35 protein-coding genes are annotated in these 25014 nt (G+C 41.2%); 21 read left to right on the top strand and 14 right to left on the bottom strand.

Going from position 1 to position 25014, the window contains the following annotated elements; genetic code table 11:
• Positions 1 to 4: 4 nt before the first annotated feature.
• Both lolB and B2727_RS04320 read right to left on the bottom strand, forming a co-directional pair.
• Complete coding sequence (lolB, locus tag B2727_RS04325) at positions 5 to 586, bottom strand: lipoprotein insertase outer membrane protein LolB (RefSeq protein ID WP_033134435.1); 582 nt, start codon at positions 584 to 586, stop codon at positions 5 to 7.
• Positions 587 to 590: 4 nt separating this feature from the next.
• A complete protein-coding gene (locus tag B2727_RS04320) occupies positions 591 to 2309 on the bottom strand; it encodes a tetratricopeptide repeat protein (RefSeq protein ID WP_033134436.1) in 1719 nt (572 codons plus the stop codon).
• Between the two features lie 79 nt (positions 2310 to 2388).
• On the opposite strand from B2727_RS04320, the gene hemA reads away from it, so the two are divergent.
• The gene (gene hemA, locus B2727_RS04315; RefSeq protein WP_004804973.1) at positions 2389 to 3672 is read left to right on the top strand and encodes a glutamyl-tRNA reductase; all 1284 of its coding nucleotides are present in this window, start codon (positions 2389 to 2391) and stop codon (positions 3670 to 3672) included.
• Between the two features lie 7 nt (positions 3673 to 3679).
• Here the strand turns inward: hemA and B2727_RS04310 are convergent, their stop codons facing one another.
• The gene (locus B2727_RS04310) at positions 3680 to 5566 is read right to left on the bottom strand and encodes a DNA primase (protein ID WP_033134437.1); all 1887 of its coding nucleotides are present in this window, start codon (positions 5564 to 5566) and stop codon (positions 3680 to 3682) included.
• 127 nt (positions 5567 to 5693) lie between these two features.
• Positions 5694 to 6797, bottom strand: a complete 1104-nt coding sequence (locus B2727_RS04305; RefSeq protein ID WP_004804977.1) for an outer membrane protein assembly factor BamD — start codon at positions 6795 to 6797, stop codon at positions 5694 to 5696.
• A gap of 71 nt (positions 6798 to 6868) precedes the next feature.
• Here B2727_RS04305 and rluD point away from each other — a divergent pair, with 71 nt between their 5' ends.
• The 3 genes from rluD (at position 6869) to B2727_RS04290 (ending at position 9387) form a co-directional block, all read left to right on the top strand.
• Positions 6869 to 7918, top strand: coding sequence for a 23S rRNA pseudouridine(1911/1915/1917) synthase RluD (gene rluD / locus B2727_RS04300; RefSeq protein WP_026057564.1), 1050 nt, complete (start codon positions 6869 to 6871; stop codon positions 7916 to 7918).
• Between the two features lie 72 nt (positions 7919 to 7990).
• Positions 7991 to 8731 carry a peptidoglycan editing factor PgeF gene (gene pgeF / locus B2727_RS04295; protein ID WP_033134438.1) on the top strand — a complete coding sequence of 247 codons (741 nt, stop codon included), beginning with the start codon at positions 7991 to 7993 and terminating at the stop codon, positions 8729 to 8731.
• Positions 8732 to 8814: 83 nt separating this feature from the next.
• Positions 8815 to 9387: a flavodoxin family protein gene (locus tag B2727_RS04290; RefSeq protein WP_005312685.1), complete on the top strand. Its 573-nt coding sequence runs from the start codon at positions 8815 to 8817 to the stop codon at positions 9385 to 9387.
• Between the two features lie 39 nt (positions 9388 to 9426).
• On the opposite strand, the gene smpB is transcribed toward B2727_RS04290, so the two are convergent.
• The 10 genes from smpB to B2727_RS04240 all read right to left on the bottom strand — a co-directional run bounded on the left by smpB (position 9427) and on the right by B2727_RS04240 (position 15727).
• Positions 9427 to 9900 (bottom strand): SsrA-binding protein SmpB, encoded by a 474-nt coding sequence (smpB, locus tag B2727_RS04285; protein ID WP_004804984.1) that lies wholly within the window; start codon positions 9898 to 9900, stop codon positions 9427 to 9429.
• A 101-nt stretch (positions 9901 to 10001) separates the two neighbouring features.
• Positions 10002 to 10202, bottom strand: a complete 201-nt coding sequence (locus B2727_RS04280; protein ID WP_241304091.1) for a helix-turn-helix transcriptional regulator — start codon at positions 10200 to 10202, stop codon at positions 10002 to 10004.
• Between the two features lies 1 nt (position 10203).
• Positions 10204 to 10476, bottom strand: coding sequence for a hypothetical protein (locus tag B2727_RS04275; protein ID WP_241304092.1), 273 nt, complete (start codon positions 10474 to 10476; stop codon positions 10204 to 10206).
• Positions 10473 to 11339 carry a hypothetical protein gene (locus tag B2727_RS04270; protein ID WP_241304093.1) on the bottom strand — a complete coding sequence of 289 codons (867 nt, stop codon included), beginning with the start codon at positions 11337 to 11339 and terminating at the stop codon, positions 10473 to 10475. Before B2727_RS04270 ends, B2727_RS04275 begins: the two co-directional genes overlap by 4 nt.
• Positions 11339 to 11764 (bottom strand): hypothetical protein, encoded by a 426-nt coding sequence (locus B2727_RS04265; RefSeq protein WP_004804991.1) that lies wholly within the window; start codon positions 11762 to 11764, stop codon positions 11339 to 11341. The genes B2727_RS04270 and B2727_RS04265 overlap by 1 nt, the downstream gene beginning before the upstream one ends.
• A 140-nt stretch (positions 11765 to 11904) precedes the next feature.
• Positions 11905 to 13230 carry a hypothetical protein gene (locus B2727_RS04260; protein ID WP_291348142.1) on the bottom strand — a complete coding sequence of 442 codons (1326 nt, stop codon included), beginning with the start codon at positions 13228 to 13230 and terminating at the stop codon, positions 11905 to 11907.
• 9 nt (positions 13231 to 13239) lie between these two features.
• Positions 13240 to 14001: an ERF family protein gene (locus tag B2727_RS04255; RefSeq protein ID WP_291348140.1), complete on the bottom strand. Its 762-nt coding sequence runs from the start codon at positions 13999 to 14001 to the stop codon at positions 13240 to 13242.
• 11 nt (positions 14002 to 14012) lie between these two features.
• On the bottom strand, positions 14013 to 14387 hold the full coding sequence (locus B2727_RS04250; protein WP_291348139.1) for a hypothetical protein: 375 nt from the start codon (positions 14385 to 14387) through the stop codon (positions 14013 to 14015).
• Between the two features lie 2 nt (positions 14388 to 14389).
• Entirely contained in the window at positions 14390 to 14845 is a 456-nt protein-coding gene (locus tag B2727_RS04245) for a hypothetical protein (RefSeq protein WP_291348137.1), read from the bottom strand.
• Between the two features lie 201 nt (positions 14846 to 15046).
• Complete coding sequence (locus B2727_RS04240) at positions 15047 to 15727, bottom strand: helix-turn-helix domain-containing protein (RefSeq protein WP_005090154.1); 681 nt, start codon at positions 15725 to 15727, stop codon at positions 15047 to 15049.
• A 99-nt stretch (positions 15728 to 15826) separates the two neighbouring features.
• Here B2727_RS04240 and B2727_RS04235 point away from each other — a divergent pair, with 99 nt between their 5' ends.
• The 17 genes from B2727_RS04235 (at position 15827) to B2727_RS04155 (ending at position 25010) form a co-directional block, all read left to right on the top strand.
• Positions 15827 to 16042: a hypothetical protein gene (locus tag B2727_RS04235; RefSeq protein ID WP_291348133.1), complete on the top strand. Its 216-nt coding sequence runs from the start codon at positions 15827 to 15829 to the stop codon at positions 16040 to 16042.
• A gap of 9 nt (positions 16043 to 16051) precedes the next feature.
• Positions 16052 to 16366, top strand: coding sequence for a hypothetical protein (locus B2727_RS04230; RefSeq protein WP_075315860.1), 315 nt, complete (start codon positions 16052 to 16054; stop codon positions 16364 to 16366).
• 17 nt (positions 16367 to 16383) lie between these two features.
• Positions 16384 to 16575 (top strand): hypothetical protein, encoded by a 192-nt coding sequence (locus B2727_RS04225; RefSeq protein WP_016162979.1) that lies wholly within the window; start codon positions 16384 to 16386, stop codon positions 16573 to 16575.
• On the top strand, positions 16572 to 16868 hold the full coding sequence (locus tag B2727_RS04220; protein ID WP_291348129.1) for a hypothetical protein: 297 nt from the start codon (positions 16572 to 16574) through the stop codon (positions 16866 to 16868). The genes B2727_RS04225 and B2727_RS04220 overlap by 4 nt, the downstream gene beginning before the upstream one ends.
• Positions 16865 to 17221: an HNH endonuclease gene (locus B2727_RS04215; RefSeq protein ID WP_291348127.1), complete on the top strand. Its 357-nt coding sequence runs from the start codon at positions 16865 to 16867 to the stop codon at positions 17219 to 17221. The genes B2727_RS04220 and B2727_RS04215 overlap by 4 nt, the downstream gene beginning before the upstream one ends.
• A complete protein-coding gene (locus B2727_RS04210) occupies positions 17218 to 18135 on the top strand; it encodes a helix-turn-helix domain-containing protein (RefSeq protein WP_005312752.1) in 918 nt (305 codons plus the stop codon). The genes B2727_RS04215 and B2727_RS04210 overlap by 4 nt, the downstream gene beginning before the upstream one ends.
• Positions 18132 to 18647 carry a hypothetical protein gene (locus tag B2727_RS04205; RefSeq protein ID WP_291348125.1) on the top strand — a complete coding sequence of 172 codons (516 nt, stop codon included), beginning with the start codon at positions 18132 to 18134 and terminating at the stop codon, positions 18645 to 18647. Before B2727_RS04210 ends, B2727_RS04205 begins: the two co-directional genes overlap by 4 nt.
• Before the next feature lie 7 nt (positions 18648 to 18654).
• Positions 18655 to 19092, top strand: coding sequence for a hypothetical protein (locus B2727_RS04200; protein ID WP_291348123.1), 438 nt, complete (start codon positions 18655 to 18657; stop codon positions 19090 to 19092).
• 208 nt (positions 19093 to 19300) lie between these two features.
• Complete coding sequence (locus B2727_RS04195; RefSeq protein ID WP_291348121.1) at positions 19301 to 19729, top strand: hypothetical protein; 429 nt, start codon at positions 19301 to 19303, stop codon at positions 19727 to 19729.
• Entirely contained in the window at positions 19726 to 19884 is a 159-nt protein-coding gene (locus B2727_RS04190) for a hypothetical protein (protein ID WP_291348120.1), read from the top strand. The genes B2727_RS04195 and B2727_RS04190 overlap by 4 nt, the downstream gene beginning before the upstream one ends.
• Positions 19885 to 19898: 14 nt before the next feature.
• A complete protein-coding gene (locus B2727_RS04185) occupies positions 19899 to 20645 on the top strand; it encodes a hypothetical protein (RefSeq protein ID WP_291348118.1) in 747 nt (248 codons plus the stop codon).
• A 474-nt stretch (positions 20646 to 21119) separates the two neighbouring features.
• Positions 21120 to 21464, top strand: a complete 345-nt coding sequence (locus B2727_RS04180) for a hypothetical protein (protein WP_291348188.1) — start codon at positions 21120 to 21122, stop codon at positions 21462 to 21464.
• 78 nt (positions 21465 to 21542) lie between these two features.
• Complete coding sequence (locus B2727_RS04175) at positions 21543 to 21815, top strand: hypothetical protein (protein ID WP_291348116.1); 273 nt, start codon at positions 21543 to 21545, stop codon at positions 21813 to 21815.
• Positions 21719 to 22180 carry a hypothetical protein gene (locus B2727_RS04170; protein WP_291348114.1) on the top strand — a complete coding sequence of 154 codons (462 nt, stop codon included), beginning with the start codon at positions 21719 to 21721 and terminating at the stop codon, positions 22178 to 22180. Before B2727_RS04175 ends, B2727_RS04170 begins: the two co-directional genes overlap by 97 nt.
• Positions 22149 to 22790: a putative metallopeptidase gene (locus B2727_RS04165; RefSeq protein ID WP_291348112.1), complete on the top strand. Its 642-nt coding sequence runs from the start codon at positions 22149 to 22151 to the stop codon at positions 22788 to 22790. Before B2727_RS04170 ends, B2727_RS04165 begins: the two co-directional genes overlap by 32 nt.
• A gap of 58 nt (positions 22791 to 22848) precedes the next feature.
• Entirely contained in the window at positions 22849 to 23355 is a 507-nt protein-coding gene (locus tag B2727_RS04160; protein ID WP_291348110.1) for a DUF2280 domain-containing protein, read from the top strand.
• A complete protein-coding gene (locus B2727_RS04155; protein WP_291348108.1) occupies positions 23352 to 25010 on the top strand; it encodes a terminase in 1659 nt (552 codons plus the stop codon). The genes B2727_RS04160 and B2727_RS04155 overlap by 4 nt, the downstream gene beginning before the upstream one ends.
• The last annotated feature ends 4 nt before the right edge of the window (positions 25011 to 25014 follow it).

Raw genomic sequence — 25014 nt, 5'->3', positions numbered from 1 at the left:
TAAATCATCGGTTTTGAATCACCATTGTAATACGGTTTTCTTTGTTATCGACAAGTGCTTGCTTCAATAAAAGTTTATTGGGAAGGGTTTGCGCATCGTTATAGCTAAAATCAACCGTCCAGCCATCTTCAACTAACTGCTTTAGACGATTATTTTCATCTTTATTCACTTGTGCATCTTGAGTCGCAGGCTTAGCTTGTACCCAATAAGCGAGATGCATAATCGGTGCTTGCCAACCAGTTGCTTTCTCAAGTAACTCTTCAGGTGTTTCAGCCGTAATTAGACCTGTTTTGGCACTGTTTAATGTCACTTCACCCGGTTTACCTTCGATCTGGGTTTTACCAACTCCTAAAATTCCAGTGAGTTCAATATCAAACTGATCCTGTTGTTGAACCCATGTGAAAAAAGCACTGCCAGATTGTTGTGGTGTGCGGACACCGATTTTACCTTGTAAGCTAAAATTATTTTCATCTTGAACTTGTGGTGATGCAATCACTTTATTTGGCTGACTTAAATGTTGGCAACCAGTTAAAAATAGAACGCTACTACTACAAACGGTGATGCATAATTTTGAAAACAAGCGCATGAATTTAACTCTTTTTTACGGTGATGGGTAAGATTAAGCTATCAAGTTGTTGTAATTGTGGGGCATTGGCATGTTTTTGTTTCAATTGCTGTAACACCTCGCTAAATTGCGTGAGTGCGCCTTGCATATATAGGGCTTTAGCATAACGAATACCAATATTGACATTCTCACTCAGCGAATACGCTTGGCCCAAGACTTTGGATGCGGTATCGAAATCATTTTGTAAAAAGGCGATATAGCCTAAGGTGTCTAGGATAGATGCCTGTTCTGGGGCAAAATCTAACGCTAGTTCTGCATATTTACGTGCTTCTTTAAGGCGACGGTTTTGTAGTGCCAGTGTATAGGCATAAGCATTGAGATAGGTTGGGCTATTGGGCTCAATTATTAAGAGTTGCTTTAATGTTTTGTCTAATTTATCTCGATCGGTATATGGGTCGAGTAATAATACTTCGGCATAAATCAATTCAGGATCGTCGGGTAGACTCTTAATTGCTTCATCCAGTAAGGCCAAAGCCGCCTTTTTATTATCCATCTTCTTTAAAATATCGGCCTGTGCTTGATATAAGAAACTGGCATGTTGTGGATAGTTGACTCGTTCTTGGGTCAAGAAGCGTAAGGCATCATTCAGTTGACCTTGTTTTTCAAAGATCGCAATCATATTGCGTCGAGAAACGATATATAAACTACCATCGACTAGGCGATAGTATGCTTTTGCAGTTTCATAATGTTGTTTACGTTGTGCATTGATCGCAAGGTAATAATAAGCCTCATTTTGGTATTTTGCCGATGAGCGCAATTCAACCAGATATTGTTCGGCTTTTTCGTATTGCTTTAAGTCAATACTGGTCAAGCCTGCAATAAAGAGCGCTTCTTCTGCCTTGGGATGATCTTTAATAATATCTTCAAGTTTATCCAAGGCTTCTTGTTGCTGATTAATTTGAATGTAATAACGTGCTTCTGCCATGCGAACATCAATATTGTTCTTGTTTTTGCGACTAGCTTTTTCAAACCATTGTTTGGTTTCTTCATCATTCTGCAAAGCCATTAATAGGTTGGCTTTCATTAGAATAAAACTGGTTGATTTTGAACGCTTGCGTAATGCACGATTAATATTATTCAGTGCTTGTTCATACAAACCATCTTGCGCTTCTAAACCTGCAATTAAAGCGAGAATAGAGGGATTGTTGCGCTCCTCACTGGCACGGAGCGCATTGAGTAGAATCTCACGATCTTGTGCTTGTTCAGGTGCAATACCCGCCAAAATCTGTTCAAGATCGGCAGTAGGATCAATATTGAGAATCTTATCCAGCGTCTTGGCTGCTAACTCATATTCATGTGTTTTTAACGCGATATGAGACAAATAGAACAGGGCTGGAACATCTTTGGGTTCTTGTTCAACCCAATGCGTGGCAATATTTAAAGCAGCTTGTAAATCATTGTATTCTAAAGCAATGTCTAAGGCACGTTGTTTAATGGTGGTTGAGTTACTACGAATCGCAAGCACAGTATAATTATGTAGTGCCGTTGCAATATCGTCATAAGCAAGAGAAAATTCAGCAATCATGCTCTGTTGCAGTGCATGCTCAAAGCTCTTATCTGCATACATGTCGTGTATTGCTTGTGCAGAGACATAAGAGCTCATGCTACCTAACAACAAGATTGTGGTAGAATACCGTCTAATCGTCTTGCCGCTAAAAAGGGTACGGCGATATAGCTGACGCAATTTTTATTGATCCAAAGTAATGCTTTTTATGACACCGATGTTGCACAATAACATAAATTTAGCGAAATGATGATCTGATATGTCTTTCTTTGCATTGGGCGTCAACCATCAAACAGCCTCTGTTGAACTTCGCGAACAAATTGCTTTCAATGCAGAGCGATTAGCTGCGCTATTGCTTGAGCAAAACCAACATGCATCACTGAATGATTTAGTGGTGGTGTCGACCTGCAATCGTACCGAAGTGTATGCCATGACTGAGGATGCGGATAGCGTCCTGAGTTGGCTGGCCCAAGTGAATAATATTGATGTAAAACAGTTAATTCATCATGTTTATCGTTACGAAAATGCCCAAGCAGTTACACATTTAATGCGTGTTGCCAGTGGTTTAGACTCGCTGATGCTGGGTGAGCCGCAAATTTTAGGGCAAGTGAAAAGTGCATTGGCGCTGTCAAAAGATGCAGAAACTGTTTCGCCTGAATTGAATAGTGTCTTTGAATATGCCTTTTATGCAGCAAAGCGCGTCCGTTCTGAAACCTCGGTAGGAAGTCATGCTGTTTCAATGGGTTATGCGGTTGCGCAACTGGCCTCACAAGTGTTTAGCCACACGGAAAAACTCACAGTGATGGTGGTCGCGGCAGGCGAGATGAACACCTTGGTTGCCAAACATTTGGCCGAAATGGGGGTTGCTAAAATCCTGATTTGTAACCGTAGCCGCGAACGTGCAGATCTGTTGGCACAAGAAATTGCCCATCAAGTTGATGTGGAAATTATTCCCTTTGCTGAGCTTGCACAAAACTTGCATAGAGCGGATGTCGTCTCTAGCTGTACAGGTAGTTTGCATCAAGTGATTGAATATTCAGACGTTAAAGCTGCATTAAAAAAGCGTCGCTATCAACAAATGTTGATGGTCGATTTAGCTGTTCCGCGTGACATTGATCCGAAAGTGGAATCATTGGATAACGTGTATTTGTATGGTGTTGATGACTTACAAAGTGTAATTGATGAAAACCTAGCGCAACGTCGTCAGGCCGCAGTTGAAGCTGAAATCATGGTCAATCAATTGGCAACCCAATTAATGACCCAACAAAAGGTCAAAGAAGCCAGTGGTACCATTCAAGCTTATCGTCAACATAGTGAAGAAGTCAGTCAAAAAGAATTGGCGCATGCTTTAGAATCGTTGCAACATGGAAATACTGCTGAACAGGTCTTACAAGAGTTTGCACATCGTCTGACCCAAAAGTTGATGCACCCAACCTCAATTTTACTTAGAGAAGCAGCTAAAGCTGAAAATCCAGATTACTTTGAATGGCTACAGCAACATCTACAAGATGTGTTTGAACATGAGCGTAAGCCACGCCAGTAATGGACAATTAAGACAATAAACGCAAACTAATCTGTTTGGTCAATTCATTCAGTTGTTGACGTAAATTACGCGATTCAATTAAAGAAATTGGCGATTTGAGCTTTAAGCGCAAATACTTCTCTTGTAGCCCTAGCGCATATTCTTTTGCAAGTTTATCGGCAACTTCAGGTGCTTGGGTTAAGGATTGGATATTGGTACGCTGCATAATATCCGCCAGTTCATGGCTATAACTACTACAAGCGCCCAGCACATAATAGGTTGCAAGTTCCTGATCATCAGGAAGATCATCAAATACAATATTCAGTGCCGCTAAAATCTTCGCCAATAATTCATTTTGATCAATCACCGCGCGTAGCTCTTCAAAATGAATATACAGGAAGGGGTGGTGCATTAAAATTGCCACTGCAAAATCTTCATCCTTGGTCTGAATATTAAAAGATAAAGAGGCATCGTGGCTGATTTGTGGCGTGAAGCGTTTGCCTAGACCGAGTTTTTCACGGAAAGACTGACTCAGTAGATAACGAAATGAACCATGTTTGGGTAGTAGTTCTGTTAATTCACGCAGTTCACCCATGACCAGACTTTTACCTTCGGGTGTACTGACGTCATGCTGTCCTGTTAAATGGGCAAACACAAAGTCTGATAACAGTGGTGCTTGCTGTAATAATTTTTGGAAATTTTCTAAGCCTTCACGACGAATCAGCGAGTCTGGATCGTGCTCATTCGGAAGCACAAAGAATTTTAGTTCACGACCATCATTGAGTAGTGGCAATGCAATTTCCAAGGTGCGTCGAGCTGCTTTTTGACCTGCGGCATCTCCATCAAAGGCAATCGTAATTCGAGAATTTTGTTTAAACAGGGTGGTTAAATGATCGGCATTACTGGCCGTTCCCAGTGTCGCCACTGCACCATTGATCCCATATTGCTGTAAGGCAATGACGTCCATATAACCTTCGACCATCAACCAATCATTGGCTTTGAGTTTACGACCTTCGTATAGACCATAGAGCAGCTGGTTTTTATGGAATACTTCAGAATCAGGTGAGTTGATATATTTGGGTTTAATCTCATCGTTTAAGGCACGACCACCAAAACCTACTACACGTCCTTTATGATCACGGATCGGGAAAATCACTCGTTCACGCAATAAATCGAAATCTCGACCGCTATCACTGGAACGAATTAAGCCCAGTTGTTTTAACCCTTCAATATCTTGTGGGAAGGCTTTTTCTAAATGTTGCCAGTCTTCTGGGGCATAACCCAAACGCCAAAATTGAATGGTTTGTGGGGATAAGCCACGTTGTTTAAAATAGTTTTGTGCCTTTTGACTATTAGGGAGTTGGCGTTCATAAAATTGGGCGACATTTTCTAACAAGTCGTAGAGATTACCTTCTTGTACTTGTTCTTGAATGTTAAATGAAGGATCAAACTGCGCAAAAGGATCATCCATATAGTGATCCATATCAACAAAATGATCGTCCAGCGCTTCCTGGATAGAAGGAGCTGGTGCTGTTGATTGCTCTTGCGGGGTTTGTGTGATTTGCGGAGCTACAGCCTGTTGTGGGCTGCGTTTATAGGATAATTTTTTATTGTCGTGATTATCTTTGGGTAATTCGATGCCTGTCTGATTAGATAAATCTTTCATTACATCGACAAAGTTACGGCTATCAATGTCCATCAAAAAGCGAATGGCATTGCCATTGGCTTGGCAACCGAAGCAATGATAGTACTGCTTATCTCGATAAACATGGAATGAAGGTGACTTTTCCTGATGGAAAGGACAGCAACCCGAATAAGTACGTCCCGTCTTTTTTAACTTCACACGTTGACCGATCAGATCGACAATGTCGGTTCGATCTAAAATTTGATCAATCGTATGTTGTGGAATTGCCATGTGTGTTTAACCATTTAAGACTGGGAGTAGAACATTGTTGCACTGCAAAATGTCAGGAATCATTGTTGCATAAAATAAAAAACAGGCAAGGGAGACTTGCCTGTTTGATGTATCAGATGATTGCAAATTAGTTTGCAGCATCGTCCTCAGATGTATTGCTCGCTTCTGGCTTATCGAGTAGGCCAAAGCTTAAACGGTTTTTCCAACTCGGTTTATTTTCCGTGGTTGCTGCTGGTGCTTCAGGTGCTACCACTGGAGCAGGTGTGGCTTGTTCAGTTTCAGGTTTATCAAACAAACCGAAGCTTAAACGGTTGGTTAAGCTGCGTTGTTCAGTATCGCTGCTTACTTCATCTTTTTTCGTTTGAACCGTTTTAGATTCGCGACCCAATAAACCTAAAGTTGCACGATTCACCCAACTACCTTCTTTACGTGCAGCACGTAAATTCACTTCACCATTCGATTTTACGAGATTTGGATAGTTGAGTTTTAAGATATCAATATATTGCTGAGAGGTCGCATTATCGCCAAGTTTTTGATAGCTATAAGCCAAAGTCGCTAATGCTTCAGGCGTTTGTGGTGTTTGCGGATAGTGTTCAATCACCCATTGCGCGCGCTCAGCAGCAGCAAGCCATGCTTTACGTTCAATGTTGAAACGCGCTGCGTTCATTTCGCTTTCAGCCAGTTCTTGACCAATAAACTTCATACGCTGTGCAGCATCAACAGAATATTGGCTACTTGGGAAGCGACGAATCAGTTCTACGAAGTTTTGATAAGCAACTTTGACATAGCTCACATCACGGTGTGATTGCTGTAAAGAAGTATAGCGAATCAAACTGTCGTAATTCATTTCCATGTTGGCTACGCCACGAACATAGTAGGCATAATCAACATTTGGATGTTGAGGATTTAATCGAATGAAACGATCTGCAAGTGCAATCGTACCTTCATAATCTTTTTGCTTGAATTTTGCATAAAGCAGCTCAAGTTGAGCTTGTTGCGTATATTGCCCAGTTGGATAGTACGTGTCTAAAGCTTCAAGTGACTTTACTGCATCGGTATATTGATTGCGTTCAAGCGATTTTATGGCTTTTTCAAAATAAACTTGTTCACTTGATTGTGGTCCTTTATCCACCACATCTTTCTTACTTGGATTGCTGCTACAGCCCACAAATGCAGACGCTACACCTAAAGATAGTGCAAGCACCGTAATTTTATAACGTGGTAGCGACATAAAAACTCCTCTGTTATTCTGGGCAATGAGCTACAATGGTGCTATTAAACCATTTTTGTACCGATCATCAAATGACTTCAGCACAATCTTCCAATTCAAACATCTCTGAAACAGATTTCTTACTCGAAGATTCTGTGGATGCAGATAATCATAATTCCGACTCAACTGCAACACGTTTATCGTTGCAAATTCAACTTGATGAAAACTATTTAGGTCAACGTATTGATCAGGTTGCCGCATTGGTTTGGAGCGAGTTTTCTCGTGAAAAACTCAAGCAATGGATGAAAGACGGTCATCTGTTGGTAAATGGTAACATTGTTAAACCGAAGTACCGTTGTGAAGGCAATGAGCTGCTTACGCTTGAAGTTGAACTTGAGACACAAACTTCGAGCCAACCTGAAAATATTCCATTAAATATTGTCTATGAAGATGACGATATTATTGTAATCAATAAAGAAGTGGGGATGGTCGTTCATCCAGGCGCAGGCAATCCAACTGGAACCTTAGTGAATGCGTTACTTTATCATGCGCCAAAATTGGCAGAGCTGTCTCGTGCAGGCTTGGTACACCGTATTGATAAAGACACCAGTGGTCTATTGGTGGTTGCAAAAAATCTGGAAGCTCAATTTTCTCTGAGCAAGCAGTTAGCCAAGAAAACCGTTTATCGCGTTTATGATTTAGTTGTGTATGGTAATGTCATTGCGGGTGGCACCATTGATGAACCGATTAAGCGTCATCCTGTAGACCGTGTCAAAATGGCGATCTTACCGGGTGGGCGTGATGCGGTAACACATTATAATGTGAAAGAACGCTTCCGTGACTTTACCCGTATTCAGGCACAACTTGAAACAGGGCGTACCCATCAAATTCGTGTGCACTTTAGTTATCTTGGGCATGGTTTGGTTGGCGATCCTGTTTATGTCAATCGCGTGCGTTTCCCAGCAGGTGCATCAGAAACATTAACCGATAAGTTACGTAGCTTTAAGCGTCAAGCTCTACATGCAGCCAAACTCGGTTTGGTACATCCACGTACAGGTGAAGAAATGATGTTTGAAGCGCCTTGGCCTGAAGATTTTACTCAGTTGCTTGAAGTCCTACGTAGTGAAAATGAAGCGTATTAAGTAAAGTTCCTTTTTAATAAAGGATGATTTGTTCAGATCCTCCCTTTGAAAAGGGAGGTTGGGAGGGATTTTATGGAATTTGTAAAAGGTCTGCCTAATGGTGTTTATGTTGGGCAAACACGAATTGAACATGCTCAAACCATTGCAACAGCAAATGAAAATCTGTCTGGGTTTAATCTGGCGTTGCATGTCAATGATGATGCACAACGTGTTCAGCAGCATCGTATGGTCTTGTTGAATCAGTTATCTGTATTTGGTGTAGATAAAATCACATGGATGACGCAAACCCATAGCACGATTTGTCATACCGTAAATGAACAAATTCCATTTATTGCGCTTGAAGGCGATGGCTTGGTTACACAAAAAGCAGGTCATGCTTTAATGATGATGACAGCTGATTGCCTGCCTGTAGTCTTGGGCAATGCCGAAGGGACTGAGGTTGCCAATCTACATGCTGGTTGGCGTGGCTTGGCTAATGGGATTATCGAAAATACAGTCGCTGAATTGCAGTCTCAGCCGAGTTGGGCATGGTTGGGTGCTGCGATTAGCCAACCGTGTTTTGAAATAGGTGCAGAAGTCAAAGCCGCTTTTTGTGAAAAATATCCTGAACTCGAAACTGCTTTTGTTGCTGGTCAAGTGATGGGTAAATATCATGCGGATCTTTATGCGATTGCTCGCTTTATTTTAAACCGTTTGGGCGTGGAAACTGTTTTAGGCGGAGATCAGTGCTCTTATCAACAAGCCGAAGATTATTTTTCTTATCGTCGTGATACAAAAACAGGACGAATGGCAACTTTTGTATTCATGCAATAAATTGCATCCCTTGTGTTGTTGATTCGCCATGTCGTAGTGAAAATGTTAAACTTGATCTAATTCATTGGTTTTTAAAATTCTCCATGTCTGTTATTGAGCAAATTACTCCCCAAGTTAAAGTTTGTGTGGTTTATCATAGCCCTTATGGGCATACGGCCAAAGTTGCGCAATATATTACTCAGGGTGCCGAGCAGGCGGGTGCAGAGGTGCATCTCATTTCTGTGGCTGCGCCACAGTGGGACTTATTAGACCAAGCAGATGTGATTGTTATTGGTTGTCCAACCTATATGGGCAGTCTCACAGCTGCATTGAAACAGTTTATGGAAGATTCATCTAAACGCTGGTTGGCACGGGCATGGCAAGGCAAACTGGCTGCTGGTTTTACCAATGGGGGCGGTCTTAGTGGCGATAAATTGGCGGTATTGCAGCAAATTAACTTATTTGCGATGCAACATGGCATGGTGTGGGCTGGTTTGCCATTTATGCCAACGGGAAGAAGCGCTTTAGATATTAACCGTATGTCGAGCTTTCTGGGCTTAATGACTCAGTCAGATAATGCCAGTGTTGAAATTACTCCACCTGAAGGTGATTTGGAAACTGCACGCAAGTTCGGAAAATATTTAGCTGAATTAAGATTGACGCATATCCCAGTTTAATCTTGAATGAAAAAAACCTCCAATAATTGGAGGTTTTTTTCATTTATACAGCAGACGAGATTTATCACGTTGCCAATCACGGTCTTTTTCTGTGGCACGTTTGTCGTGTAATTGCTTACCTTTCACCAGCGCAATTTCCAACTTAACCAAACGGCCTTTCCAGTAACAAGCCAACGGCACACATGAATAGCCTTTTTGATTCACTGCACCCAAAAGCTTTTCTAGCTCACGACGAGAGAGTAGCAACTTACGCGTACGTGTTGCTTCTGGAACCACATGGGTTGATGCAGACAATAACGGCTGAATTTGTGAGCCCAGCAAAAAAGCTTCGCCATTTTTAAAAATCACATAGCTTTCAGTGAGGGTCATACGTCCTGCACGCAAAGACTTTACTTCCCAGCCTTGGAGGGACATGCCTGCTTCAAATTTTTCTTCGATAAAGTAATCGTGACGCGCTCTTTTATTTTGAGCAATCGTGCCACCATTATGTTTTTTTACAACAATCTTGTTCATCTTAACCTATTGAAATTGATAAACTAATTTTAAAGCGGTTATCTTATTACCCGTTTAGTTACCCGTTTTGAGAGGCACTCGACTTAAAAGAAAGCCTGCGGTTAGCAGGCTATCATATCAGAATTTCCTTTGTGTTTTTCGACTACTTTCTTCACGCTTGATTCATGCCAGTAAACTTCTCTATCACTTACTTTGATTGGTTGAGGAATTTCACCAGTCTTAATCATGCGATAAAATTTCGTTCTTTTGATAGATAGGAGCTGCATAAACTCTGCTGCTCGGATTCTACGATCGATTTGCATATTATGCCTCCTTATTTTCTGCTAAACATGGAAATGCTTGTACAAGTTGCTCGATTTGATATTCATATAGCTGGCGAGCAATTGCTGCGTTTGTTGTGACCATAGATTTTGGATAAGAGGTTTTGTACTCATTTAATTTATTAAGTGCTTGATGAGCATCATCTGTGTGAAAGGCTTCAATGATATTTAAATGATCATCGCCAATTATCAGGTCCGTTTCTGCTGTGGCCAAGTCTAATGCCAGAACAGAATATGTAGAGTAGGTTGAGATCATTTCATATCCGCCATGGTTTCTGTTTTAGATAGTGCAATACTGACTACATGATTATCATCCAGTACCGTCCAGTTAATTTCGTCAAACCCAAAACTTTGCATTAACAATTCAGAGATCTGATTCTGTGTGAGATGTAGTTCTTGTTTCGTGGTAACTATTGTTTTGGTTTGCAATTTTAACTGCTTTACCACTTTTTCTAGATCTGTATCTGCAACTGGTAAAATTGCATCATCAACTGGTACAGTTTTTGGCTTTATTTCTGGATTATTTACCACATCGCCTATTGCGGTTTGCGTGGTGGTAACTTTACCTGGTACATTTTTTTCACTTTCTTGTGGTTTCTGGTCCAGTTCAAAAACAGGGATATACAATTTTCGGCCATCCGTTTGTTTTACCAGGTTCACAGGAAAGTAATTTTTTCTTAGATAAGAGAGATCACCATCAAATCTCGTACGCTGGCAATTCAATTTCTCCATAGCCTCAAGCAATGTTATGCCGTTAGGATTTTCTCTAAAAAGGCGGACCATACGTTTTAAAAGTGATTCATTTTCAGTTTTATCAACGGTTTTAGGCATAGCGTTCACCTTAAGTTTTGGCAATTCATTTACTGCAGGTAATGTGGTTATCAAGGTGTTAGATTCTTGTTTGCGCTTAGCATCTAAAAACCAAACACCATCCTCACAATGAGCTTTTATAATGCTTAAAACATTTTTTGTTGTTTTGGCACTTAGTCGGCAAACTGTCATGAGTTGTGAAATTTCAAGCCCAAAAGGTTCCTTGTCTAAAGCATCAGAAACAAGCTTGATGGATTTCTCTAAAGCAAGATTTTCAGTGTATCGGCGTAATTCTGCTGCTGAATTCATTATGAAGCCCTCGATTGAATGAAACGCTTGTGACGCTTTGAAAGGGTGGTTCGATAGATCCCTGTTAAGTCTGAGGCCTTTATCAAATTACCATTGCAAAGTTCGATTGCCTTCTCAGCTACAACATTTTCTAAATGCTCAGTTAGCTGCTTTACTTTGTCAGGACCAGAAGTGATTGCAGTTTCAATATCTGCAGCTTTAATCACAACGCCGTCAGTTTTTGCTTGCTTTGCTTTTAACCACATTCCCCAGCTGGCATTCACAGCACACAAGGTACTCATTAACTCGTCATCCGATAACGTTCCAGTAAACCCAGTCAATTCAAATTTGCCGAACTTAGGGTTGTAATCTACAAACTTGAAATGTCCATCAGCAGAAATCCAAGCCTGTTTAAATTCTTTAATTTCACTATTTAGATCTAGCATCACTTTCTCCAAATCGATTCTTTAAATTTGGCGTTGGCCACCAGATCCGTTATTTCTGATTCATTCACATTTTGAAAAATGTGCGTCATATTCCCCCCCGAATACGTACAGTATTCGGGTTTGAGTGGAGTAATTGAATTTCATGGCAGATCCTCATCGATGGAGGTTGACGGCTCAGCTTGTTCGAGTTCGGCTCTACGTGAGCGTACATAACGCATCATTTCAGGTTGAGCGATCGGATCTATGCTAGACACATCGATTTCAAGCGCATCCAGAGTTGTTAAATCAGGCGCATTTTGAATTTGAACCATTAATGATGGTTGTGTAGCTGCCTTCTCGTTTTGAAGTACTTCTAGACGTTTATGCATGTACTTTAATAGGGGTGAAAGCTGTTCAGTTGTCCAACCATTTGTGTATTTAACGACTGCATTTACTTCTGCAGGTGTTTTAGACTCATCAACACGTTGTTTGAGCGTGCTAAGTTTTTCCTGGTATTTAGCCTCATCTTCCGCAATTAGTTTGCGTTCAGTGTTTTTCTGCTCATTCGCTGTATCTACTGGCGGCTGTTCTGCCACAAAAGAGGCTGATTTCTCCTCTAAATGCTTGGCAAGAACTTTATGCTCATAATCTTCCAATCCATTGCTCGTATTAATACGGCCATGAATGGCGTTTAATTTTGCAGGTGAGTTGGCTTGCTGAATTTCACCAATAAAGGCTTCACAAAGTACGGATAACTCAGGTTCAGATTTATCATGGTTAAATAGCTCATGATCTTCGCTTTCAGCTGCAGCCTTTTCTTGTGCCAACTGTTCAAGTTTGGCAACCTTAGCGACTGTTATTTGTTCCTGTTGCGATTCATTGAATCCGTTTCCATCCAGACCATAACAAGTGGTTTCGACTTCTTCTGCAGTCAACCAAGTAGCGATCGCATCAATTACGAGATCCTTGTTGTGTTCAATCTGTAGACTTTGATCATCAACAGTAGTAATTGCAGCTTGTGAGTCTTTTTTACGTTTTGGTTTACTAGTTTCTTTACCAAGACGAGTAATTGTTATTTCATCACTAAGCTCACGACCTAGTGCTTTTGATATAGCCTTTAATTGAAGCTCAGCATTTTCAGCGTCACGTTGAACAAAACCACTATTGATAGATTCAACAAGCGCACTGGTTTTGAAGTTCATGACATAGATTGAAGGGGCATAAGTACAAATAACAAATACATCTTGCCCTTCTTGATATTCATCAACCGTAAGTGGCTTTGTAAATTTAATACCAGCTAATTCCAACATTTCTAATTGAATGCAAAATTCATAATTAGGTTGGCCAAAAACGGTCGCAGGCATTTGGTCCAGAGTGCTGAAATCTTTATCTGCATGAAGAACGCCATCACCAGCATAACGGCACAGTACTGTTTTACCCTTTTGAAGGGCAGCGAAAGCCTCTTGGGCATTTAAAATATTATTCATAGCCGTGTCCTAGTGATGTATCTGATTATTTTGTTGATTTTGAACTTGTGAAGGCATTGGTAATTCCCAGCCTTGTTGGTCGGCACGCGCCTGGCATGCTTTTCTGATACCGGCATAAAAATTAGTGCCGTTAAACGTACTCAATGCCTTTTCTAAAGTTGCAGGATTATTTGCCTTGCTGATTGATACCAAGGCATCCTGAAAGCGTTGGCCAAGAGACTTTTGAACAGGCTGATTCTGTTGCTGAGATATGTTTTGGTTTTGCTGGTAATTCCCACGCTGGTTGTTCTGACCATTCGCACATTGTTGGTTTTGGCCTCTACTTTGCTGGTTATTTTGACCCTGTGATCCAGCTTGTTGTTGGTACGCATCCGTATCGGCATCTTGAGTATCATCAATCAGAAATAAGCCATTTAATGCATATTTACGGGCGTATGAGCTTGAAGCACCAAAGGTTTGAGCAACATCCATACCTTTCTTATTAATATCTACGCCAGCATGAGCAGTTACTACAGTTTGTTTTCCATTTGCATCGGTAAACACAGCTTTAGCAGTAAGCACTACTACAGATCCAATTTCTTGTACCTCATCAGTAAGGACAAGGGTTGCGTTATGTTGTAGTAAAAATGGTTTAACACCCTCCAGAATGTCCTCAAGGCTGCGGTAATGGAAATTACCAAATTTATTGAATTTACTTTTTGGTGCCTTTAATTCCTGTTGAATGGTGCGTAACACATCTAATTCAGCAGATTTTGAATGTTGTTGTGTCATGACAGATCCCCTTAATTAGATTGTGCGTTGTGGTATGCAGTACGTTGGTTGGCGCTATAACGTGAAACTTGGCTGTTACGTGCTTTGCGTTCTATTGCACGTTGCTTATTTACAGCCTTTTTAAACTCACGCTTAAACCACGTCTTAGATAAATCATCGGTAGTGATCGGGCGTAATTCTCCATCTTGAGAATCACGAACACGGATTGAGTACCAATCGAACTTTTGGTCCTGGGCACCGCCAAAGAACTCTTTGTCGAAGTCAGGCGTATAGTTCAATGAAAGCTTGGCCAAGTAGATTTTTGGACCAAGGCGAACGTTGTAAAAACCATCTTCATCTTTGCAAAGGTACTGGCTAAAAGGGGTGGTGAATTTAGCAATGCTCATGATCACCCCCGGACCATTTTATTTTTTTCGATGTGGGCGGTGATCACTGAGATCATGTTTCGGATATCGTCAGCGTTTGTGAAATCGCCGTAATTACCATTATTTGATGTGAATATCTGGTCAACAGCCAAGTTGGTGATATGGATTGTTGGTTGTTCTCCGCCAATTGCACCGTTCCATTCTTCAACAAGTTCAAAGTCAAAGCTTGTGTAGACACGGAAGCCGTCAAGATTGACAACAGCTTGGCCTGTACTTTCAGAAGTAATATGAGCGGCTAATACGCCGTAAGTTGACTGAGTATTTGCATAGTTATATGAAGGGGAAACTTCGACAGGCTTGGTTACTAATGCATAAGCACCTGTTAAAACACCAACACCAATAGCAGCAGCTGTGCAATTTTTTAACAAACTCTTGCCAATTGCATAACCGCGATTGTGATTTAAAACATTTTGTTCCATAATCTACCTCATGTAAGTGAGAAGCCCTGTTTTGATGTGAGAGTCGGCAGGGCTTTTTGCTGTATATGAGTTAGATTATGTACTACAGGTACATGTAAGTAAATAGTGATTTATGATTATTTTGTACTTATAGTTCATTAATATTGTATGTACATGATAAATAGAATAAAAAAAATCCGCATGAAGCGGATATTTTCTTAATTAGAATCTTCTTGGTGGAATAAATGAACCAGCATACTTACCAACCAACACCGCTCCTTCTGGAATTTCAATAATTTTAGGATGCCAATCAGGGTTTAATGCTTTTAAAAAAAGCTTATCACTTTCAACAACTAATGCTTTAAAAGTTGCTTTATTATCCCATCGAACAACAATCATTTCTCCATTTTGAATATCAGAAAGGCAAAAATCAGGGTCGATACAAATCTTTTCTCCATCTTCAAACTCAGGGAAATTACTTTCCCCTTTAACTGTTAGATAAAAACTATTTTTCCCTGCATAGGGGGTTAATGGCAAAACTTCTTCGTCACCAGATAAAACAACACTATCCATATCTGTCCACACACCAGCTTGTACCCAAGATAGTACAGGTGCATATCTCGCCATAGCAAGCCTTGAAATTGCGATTTCCTTATCTGGGCGACTGTCATTGTCGTCATCAATACCAGTAATTAACCAACTAACCGATTTTTTTAAAAACAAAGCAATATCAACGATTTTTTCTACAGTTGGTAAGGTTTCGCCATTAATCCATTTATTGGCCGCTTTTACACCCACTCCAATTTCCTTAGCCAGTATTGTGGATTTCCCGTGTTGTGGTATTCCAGCTTCATCAAGTGCCTGGTTTAGACGTTTGGCGAATTCAAAACAGAAAGGTGTCATATATTTTTCCATTTGTACTGAAGGTACATTATAAAAATAGTTGCAAAGGGTGTCAGTTCCATTTATATTTGTACTAGGAGTACACAATGGCATTTTTTTATGACACTTAAATCTCATCTAGATAAAGCAGGCGGCGTTAGGGCTGTGGCTGATTGGCTTGGTTTCACACCTAAAGCTATTTACAAATGGTGTGAAAAAAATGAATTACCACGTACCGAATACACAGGAGAAACCAAGTATTCGGAAAAAATCGAAGAGATGTCTAATAAGAAAGTGACTAAAGAAGAGTTGCTTGAAGTTGGACGTCCAAAATGAGGAAAAACCATGATTAGACAGTGCTTTAAGCAAGAATCAAGTGCAAGCGAAAAACTACTTGAACCTATAACAACTAGAGTTCCAATAGAAGTAAAGCAGATAGTCGATGATTTAGCGGAAGGCAATCGGGCGAAATGGATTAGAGAAGCCATTGAATTAAAGATCGAAGTTGATTTAGGCCAATCATCTATTGAAGAGCTAAGAAAATCAAAGAATACACAGTATTCAAGTGAATACAGGAATGTATTCAAAAATCTATTTTCCGTATTCCAAATAAGCAAAAAGCCCGAAGTTGCGATTCGAGCTTTTAGCAATGTTCATTAATCGAAGGAATCAAGAACATGACAAATATATCAAAACACCCATGCGCTAACAAGTGCACCAGTTTTAAAGATGAGCAGTGCAGTACCTGTCTAGTGATGGGTGATGATGAATTTATTGAAAATCGTATCTCTCCAAAATGCAAATCAATTTCCAATGATGTGCAGATCCATTTGAGTAAAGCACTTGCAGCGCAAAAGGAGGTCTCATGAATTCCTCTAAACTTCCAGAGCATAAACAAACTCAGATAATCCAATCTTGGCATGAGCCAGCATTAAGAACTCTAAACAGTTATTTGGATGTTCGGAAGGCGAATTTACGCAAGATTAATCGAGATGAGGCTAATGCTGCAGTAACACGTGATGAGCTAATCGAAGCATTAAGTAAAGATCATCGAATTTCATATCAAGATGCTGGGATGATTATTTCTAGTCTGCATCGATGTGAAAAAATCATCATGTTCGGCCGCTTTATCCAGGTGAAAGACCAGGGCGGTGAAGCATGAAGCAACCTTACCATATTAGTTTTAGTGGTGGCCGCACATCAGCTTACATGACGTACTACCTGCTAAATAACTTTAGTCACGTTTATGGCCGAGACGTTTTTGGGCGGAAAACTGAAAAAACACCGAAAAAATATATCAAAAAGAAAATTGGTATGAGGCTTCGCCTTGAGGTTTATGAGCGCGATGGATTCAAGTGCGTGACGTGTGGTGTTCAGAAAAATTTAACACTTGATCATATTAAGCCAGAGATTTTGGGCGGGGCATCAACAATAGAAAACCTCCAAACAATGTGTAAGTCATGTAATTCATCGAAAGGCACGGAATACGATGAACCTGACGAGGGGGGCGAATGAGTTTAGATGCAACAATTTGGGCGTGGCGAGCAGAAGTTCAAAACAGCAGTCAACGTCTTGTCCTTTTAACTTTGGCTGATAGAGCTGGCGAAAACCATAAGTGTTTTCCCAGCCTTAAGCGTATGGAGAAAGATACCAAGCTAAACCGTAAGACAATCATCAAGGTTTTGGATGAACTTGAGTCTGGAAAATTAATTAAATTTACAGGTGAAACGGCAGGTAATGGCGTAAAAATTTATCAGCTAATTGGTGTTTTAGGTCGAGAAGAGGAGACTTTAACCAATACCAAAAATGGAACTAGTACCAATAACAGAACTGGTTCCAATTTAGGCACTGGTTCCAAAAACGGTACTAGTACCAATATTGGGATGCCAACTAGTACCGAAAACGGTACTGCAACCAGTACCAATATTGGGACACAGAACCTCCCAATGAACTTACCAATAGAATCTATAAATAAAAAACATTGGCTTTGCTCAAAAAAATTGAGCTTGGAAATTGCTCAAGCAAATCCAGCAATCAATCCCAATGAGGTCATCTCTTCAACTTGGTTTAATCGAGAGTTCAGAGCTTTTGAGATTTTCAATGCTGAAAAAACCATGTGTGACGATCTGATGATTTACCACTTTGCAAACTGGTTGCTTGAAGCCAAAGCAAAAATGGACCGACTGAACCGTTCGGCTCAGCCAAACCACAAACCAGAATCTAAAGCCCCCCTCACTGAAAAACAAATCAAGTTTTTAGCAGGAAAATTATCTCGCTTGCCTGACTTCGGTAAATACGCCGTGGGTAACGAATCACATGAACAACTTGCGGTGCGTCTAGAGACCATGCTGAAAGATCCAAAGAATCTCGAAAAGTGGTCTGAATATTTAACGGAAGTTGGCTTTAAACAAAAAGGAGCTGCAGCATGATTAATTTAAACACGCCTGCAGGTATTCAAAACCTGAAAGCGATCATTCAAGAGTTCGATTCTTGTTTGTACGTTGAGCGCGATTATTTCTTTGATAAACACTACACACTGGTCCAGTGCGAGGCAGACATAGAAAAAATACGCGCTGCAGTGAAAGCAGCTGAATTGCGCAAGGGCGTTCAGATCAAAGTTGATTTCTCACATGTGCCAGATAAGGGGATGCGCCGTCTTCGATTCAAGGGGCAGGGGGTAGTCGATCGTTGTGAGGATGGTCGTGTATTTGGCCGTCTGGACGATGGCAGACCATTTTGCTGTTTTGTTTCTGATGTCGATTTCCTAGATCCAGACGCAGTGGCCAACAAACCAAAGGGCTATGCAGAAATGATGGTTTTGCGCAGTGCCTATGTCCAGGGGAATAGATCACCTGAGGCGAAGAAAGCAAACAAACAATACATGCTGATCCGCAGGAAAGGGCTATTAAGCCAGGTAAAAAAATGTCTGAATATTTGGTAGAAGGTTTATGAGCATCACATTAAGCGGACACCAGTTGAAAAATCTACTTGAGTTTGCCAATCCAGATGGGGAAAACGATATAGATCAACTTGAAACTGAATTGACGATTGCATTTGTGGAAGATGGTCATAGTGGCAAAGGTTATTACTTTTGGATGACTGAATATCCAGAGGAAGGCTACATGTTTTTGGATGACATGGATCAAAAATCTCTGAATAAATATAACTGGTCATTAATTCCTGAGCACGTTCAATACATGGCAACTGATGAAGATGGCATGGCTTGTGGCTGGTTAGTGAAGCCACAAATTATGGGTAATGCTTGGAGGCATCAGGCTCATTTATCAGCTTTTTTCAACATCAATGTCAGAGAAAATTATCTAAATCATTTTCAAGGCGACTGGAAAGAATCACTTGAGAAACGTCCAGAGGAACAAAGCCAATGAAATGTAATCGATCAGATTGTCTTGCCAATATTTCAAAAGACCTACCATGTTTTTGGGGATTCGCTGGACCTGAGGAATGCGAATACGGTGTAAAAGTAAAGGAACGCCCGATTTCTCGCAGACGGAAACGCAAATTAAGCAAACAAGGTAAAAACGTTTACTGGTCCAAGCATTTAGAACAATACGTGTATGTGATGGGAGATGAAGCATGATTCGAGTTGGTATCGATTGCGGTGTTAAAACTGGTTTTGCAGTAGCCATCAAAGGTGTTTTGAATCGAGTTGAGACTTTAACCATCACTAAGGCCATGGAGGAAGTCAAAGAGCTACACGGACAACACCCCGATTTAATCGTCCGTATTGAAGATGCACGTTTGCGCACCTGGTTCGGATCTGCAGATGCGCGACAAGCTAAGTCGGGTGCAGGTGTACGTGAGGGCGTTGGATATGTTAAACGTGACTGCAGTATATGGGAGCAATTCTGTATAGAGCAGGGAATTAAATTTGATTTGGTACACCCAGCAGCAAACATGACAAAAACCAAAGATGCATATTTTAAAAAAATAACCGGCTGGGTAGGCAGAACAAGCGAGCACAGCCGCGATGCAGCAATGCTTGTGTACGGACGGTTGAAATGAGAAAACAAAATAACGATTGGTTGTTAATTATTGCATTCATCATATTCGCCATTGTTGTCGTGGCGGTTAATACATGGAACACGGTTCAAGTTTGTAAAGGTCAGGATGTGTATTGGGTGAATGGAACCCAACACACCTGCAAATTGTTTAAGTAATAGGAGCGCAATGTATGTTGATTGAGAAGTTTGATTTTTTAGAGTTGTTGCGCCTTGCTATTGCCCAGAGTAACGGAAAGGGGAAAATTACAAAGGATGTTGTTTTAGGTGAGATGGCACTTTTACCTGCAGGGGCAAAGTTATGGGCTGAACTTCTCCTCGAGCGAGTTGATTTTGAGAGAATTGCAATAGTTACCGAAGCCAAAAAGATATATGAAACCAATATCATTAACGGCGTTGAGGTAAAAAAACGTATTGAAGACAAACCAGGTAAAGTGGAGTTTAAAACTGGCGAAATTACATCTGCAATATTCTTTAAGGTTCGTAACAAGATGGCCAGAGTCATTCATCAAGAGATGATTAAGAAGAATTTTAAACCGAACAACTTGCAGGGAACTTTAGAGAATGTGGCCAAAGCAATGGCTGAGGTTGTATTGCGCGGCCATTTGTTTGTAAAGGCGATGTGCCCGCCGTGCCAGGGTTTAGGTAAATTAGAATTGTTTGAAGGTCATAAAAATTCAATTGGCACTAAATTCTGTGAAAAATGCGAAGGATCTGGAAAGCGACCATATACGCTTAAAGAGAAAATAGACATTGCACATTTAACAATTACTAAAACGGCATATATCAAAAGCTACCAAAAATATGAGCAGTTAGGAGAGTCAATAGTTGCGGAGTGGGAGAACGTGATTCGCCAGAGATTAGCTAAATCATTCCATTTCGAATTAAGTGAAGATAATCAAGTTGCATCATTTGCTTGACAGTGGGGTATACAGTTAAGTATAAGTATTTCTAAAATGGGCGTTTTATTAATTAGATGCCCTCAAAGGTTACCAAGGCTCGCTTATGCGAGCTTTTTTTATGCCTCAGCCTTTGGCATTGATTTAATAGAGTCAGCACATCATGGGTGCGTAAAGGGTTAGACAAGGTTTCATTATCCTTAATCACACATCCGCTTGTATGTGGTCGAACACAAGCAAAACCGAGAGCTACTTATCAGGCTTTCAAACAAAAGTTGATAGGCGCTTTGCATGGTCGGCAGAGTGAATAGAGGGGTGCGAGGCTTTGAACAAGGCACTACCCTTGGTTTGACCACCTAAAGAGGTGAGTATTTACTTGCGGATTGGCGACCCCTTAACACACTCAGTTAGCCTTAAACCACGGTACTACTCAGCCCAGTTATTCATTTGGAAAGCTGGGCTGTTTTCATGGCCATTCAAAAAGAGAGAATAAAAATGGAAAATCGTTGGCATGCTGATCAAGAAAATAATATGAGGCCAGATGTTAAGGGTTTGCCTTGCCCATTTTGCGGTTATGACCATGGTGTAGCAGTTGATACTAATTCACATGATTTAAAAGAGCATGGGGTTATATGGTCAGCTCGTGCATTTTGCCATGAGTGTGGGGCGCAATCTCCCAGCACAAACATAACAACATGGCCAGATCATCCATTAAGTGAAGAAAGAATTTATATTGATTGGGAAAATGAGCGTGAGGTTGTGAATCTCGCGGTAAAGATATGGAATATTCGAAAATATGATTTAACCCTCACTCGCATGAGCGCAATGCGAGTCAACTAGCCGAACGGATTACGGCGTATAAGGCCCCGCTGACATACTAGTTACTGCGGGGCTTTTCTTTTCTTGTTTGGAGAAACCATGAGCCGAAATATTGATAAAGAAATTCGGGAAACCGAACAAGAATTAAAGCATGTAGGTAGTTGTACGACCAAAGGCCTAACAGCCGATCAGATCGCTCAATTAGATGAGCGATTTTTTTTGGCCATTGAAAAATTAGCCTGGCTGAAAGGTCGCCGTGATGTGAGGGTATTTGAATGGAAGCCAATCAATATTTTCAACTTACAAGAAAACGAGAGCTCAAAACAAAGCCACGTTTCAAGCCATTGCCGAAAGCGAATGAAAAATATTTAGAAGCTTTTGAGGATATGGAACGAGCCTTACAGGTTTTAGAAATTAAATATGAAAAGTTGTTCCATTTTAAATCAACCAAACACTGGCGTTTTGATTTCCATTTAATTGAGTATCGAATCCTGGTTGAAATTGCGGGTGGACCTTGGTCTGCTGGTCGGAAAAGAAAACAGTTTTCACATGATGCAGATCGTGAATACACCGCATATGAAATGGGATTTACTATCATTCGGTTAGAGTCTGCCGCAAGATTTAAAATAAATGAATCAGGGCCAATACAGATACAAGCTAGCTTTGCACAGCAATGGCTTAAAAATTTAAAGAGGCATACATTTAATGAGCCAAATAAGACCGTTTCCACCGACTGACTTGATCGACCAAGCAGACAGTGAGGAGGCAATACGCCTTGCACCGGCACCAGATATTATGGATTGGGTTGTTACAAACTTTTTAACTATTGGTGGGTCATTGCACAATCCTGATCATGACCATATTGCAGAGCTTATCCATGATTGTGAGGACTTTATAGCATTTGCATGGGCATCTTCGGCGTGTACTGCTAAAAAGCGCATGGTCCTTGGCCAATGTGAAAAGGTTATGTTTAACCAGGGCGGCTGGCGTAAAGCACGACAAGAGCAACAGATGCGAGATTGGTTTGGGTACGTGCCCATATACCTAATCACAATTGATGCTAGTTTTTGCGAGCAAGCTACTGACCGAGATTTTTGTGCTTTGATTGAACATGAGCTATATCACATCGGCGTTGAACGTGATCAAGATGACGAGCCACTCTATAGTGATATGACAGGGCTACCAAAGCATTACTTGGCTGGCCATGATGTCGAGGAGTTTGTCGGAGTAGTCAAACGATGGGGAGCAAGCGAGAAAGTGAAGCGACTTGTTGAAGTGGCGAAGCAATCGCCGTTTGTGAATGATGTAAACATTTCCAAGTGCTGTGGAACCTGCCTTGTAAGTTGAGCCGTATGGCTCTTTTTTTTGGCCTGTTTCCTTGATGGGCCTTGATGGATTTTGAATTATGGCAAAGCTAAAAAAAGCCGAGCAACTCTATATAGTTCGGTCACTTGCGCAATTCATGACACCCACGGAAGTTGTTAAGGACATCAAGGATAAATTCAACATCGATGTGTCACCGCAGCAAGTGGAAGCCTATGACCCCACCAAGGTTGCAGGCAGAGATCTACGACAGGAATACAAGGACGTATTTGAAACAACACGGGATGAATATCTCAAGCAACCAATCCACAACATCAGTGGGGCAAATGACATTGTTCAGCTCAAAATTTTAAGCGATCTGCTTTGGTCTAAAAAAAATAACGTGACGATGACAATTAAGATCGTGGACCAGATGCAAAAGATCATGAAAGGTTTTTATGAGAAGCGTGTCGAAATTACAGGGGCAGGCGGTGGGGCAATAAAAACGGAAAATACTCAGATCCCATCGCCACCAATTCTTACACCGGAAGAACTTGCAGCGATGTCGCCGTTAGAACTTTCTCGTTTAGTCCTAACAGGTAAGAAATGACTTATGCACTTGATGAGATTGCGCCATTAATCAAACAGTGGACGATTAATACCCGGTTGCCTGATGTTGTGGCCGAAATGTCACGGCGTTACTACTACAAAGCAGTAGCTGAGCAGAATGAACTAAGCATTCAGGCAGAGCTATATAAGTGCCGTACAGATCCGATTCATTGGTTCAATCACTGGATCTGGACATACGATCCGCGCGGCATGTCATTTGGTCTACCTGCAAATATTCCTTTTGTCTTGCGGCCCAAGCAAGTTGAACTGGTTGAATGGCTATTAGAGCGAGAGAACACGCAGACACATGGCTTAATTGAAAAATCCCGAGATGAGGGAATGAGCTATGTTGTACTGGGGTATTTTCTGCATCGGTGGTTATTCGTTGATGGCTTTGCAGGTGGTGTGGGTAGCCGCAAAGAGGAATTGGTAGATAAGAAGGGCGACCCTAAAACCCTATTCCATAAATTCCGCGATATGTTCAGCAAAATGCCCGACTGGATGAAGCCTAAGGGCTTTGTCGAGAAAGTGCATGATAACTACATGCGGATTATCAATCCTGATAACGGCGCTACCATAACCGGAGAGGCAGGCGACAATATTGGCCGTGGTGGACGTACCACAATGTACTTTCTTGATGAGTGGGCATTTGTAGAGCGACAAGAGGCAGTTGATGCCGCTATATCGCAAAACACGAACGTTCATATCAAAGGATCTACACCCAACGGGATTGGAGACAGATTTCACCAGGATAGATTTAGCGGCCGTTACGCCGTTTTCTCTATGCCGTGGCGAGCTAACCCTGATAAGAATTGGACCGTTGAATATAACGGTAAACTGATCCACCCGTGGTATGAAAAGCAACTGGCCACATTGGATGATGTGGTCCTTGCTCAGGAAGTCGATATTAACTATGCCGCATCGGTTGAAGGTGTATTGATACCATCAGCGTGGGTACAGCTTGCATTAGATGCACATGAAAAGCTTGGCATTCAGCCTACAGGTGATCGTATTGCAGGTCTGGACGTAGCGGACGAGGGTAAGGATAAGAACTCTTATGCAGCGCGTCACGGCGTTGTTATGACCTATTTAGATACATGGTCGGGCAAAGGCGATGATATTTTTGGTACCACTCAAAAGGCCATGGATTTAAGTGTCGATCAATCAATCGATACATTGTTCTACGATGCTGATGGTCTCGGAGCTGGTTGTCGTGGTGATGCCCGTGTAATCAACGAAATCCGTAGGGAAAAAGGATTAACTGAGGTTGATGTGGAGGCTTTCCGAGGATCTGGTTCTGTATTTGAGCCAGATGCGCAAATGGTGGAAGGCCGTTTCAATAAAGACTATTTCGCAAATCTTAAAGCCCAGTCTTGGTGGTCCTTGCGTTTGCGCTTCCAGGAAACATTTAGAGCACTGGAAGGCCGTGAGTATGATCCGGATATGATCATTTCATTATCCAGTAAGCATATCAATACGAAAGAGCTGGAATTGCTCACCACTGAGCTATCACAGCCTACATATACCAAAAACGGCGTGGGTAAGATCTTAGTCAATAAGCAACCAGACGGGACGGCATCACCGAACCGAGCTGATAGCGTCATGATTTGTTTTAACCCGCAGATTGCAGCCTTAAGTGTTTGGGGCAAGCTTTAATACG

This window comes from Acinetobacter sp. UBA991 (assembly GCF_002292065.1).
Taxonomy (GTDB): domain Bacteria; phylum Pseudomonadota; class Gammaproteobacteria; order Pseudomonadales; family Moraxellaceae; genus Acinetobacter; species Acinetobacter higginsii.
This window is presented reverse-complemented; position numbering and strand designations above follow the sequence as displayed.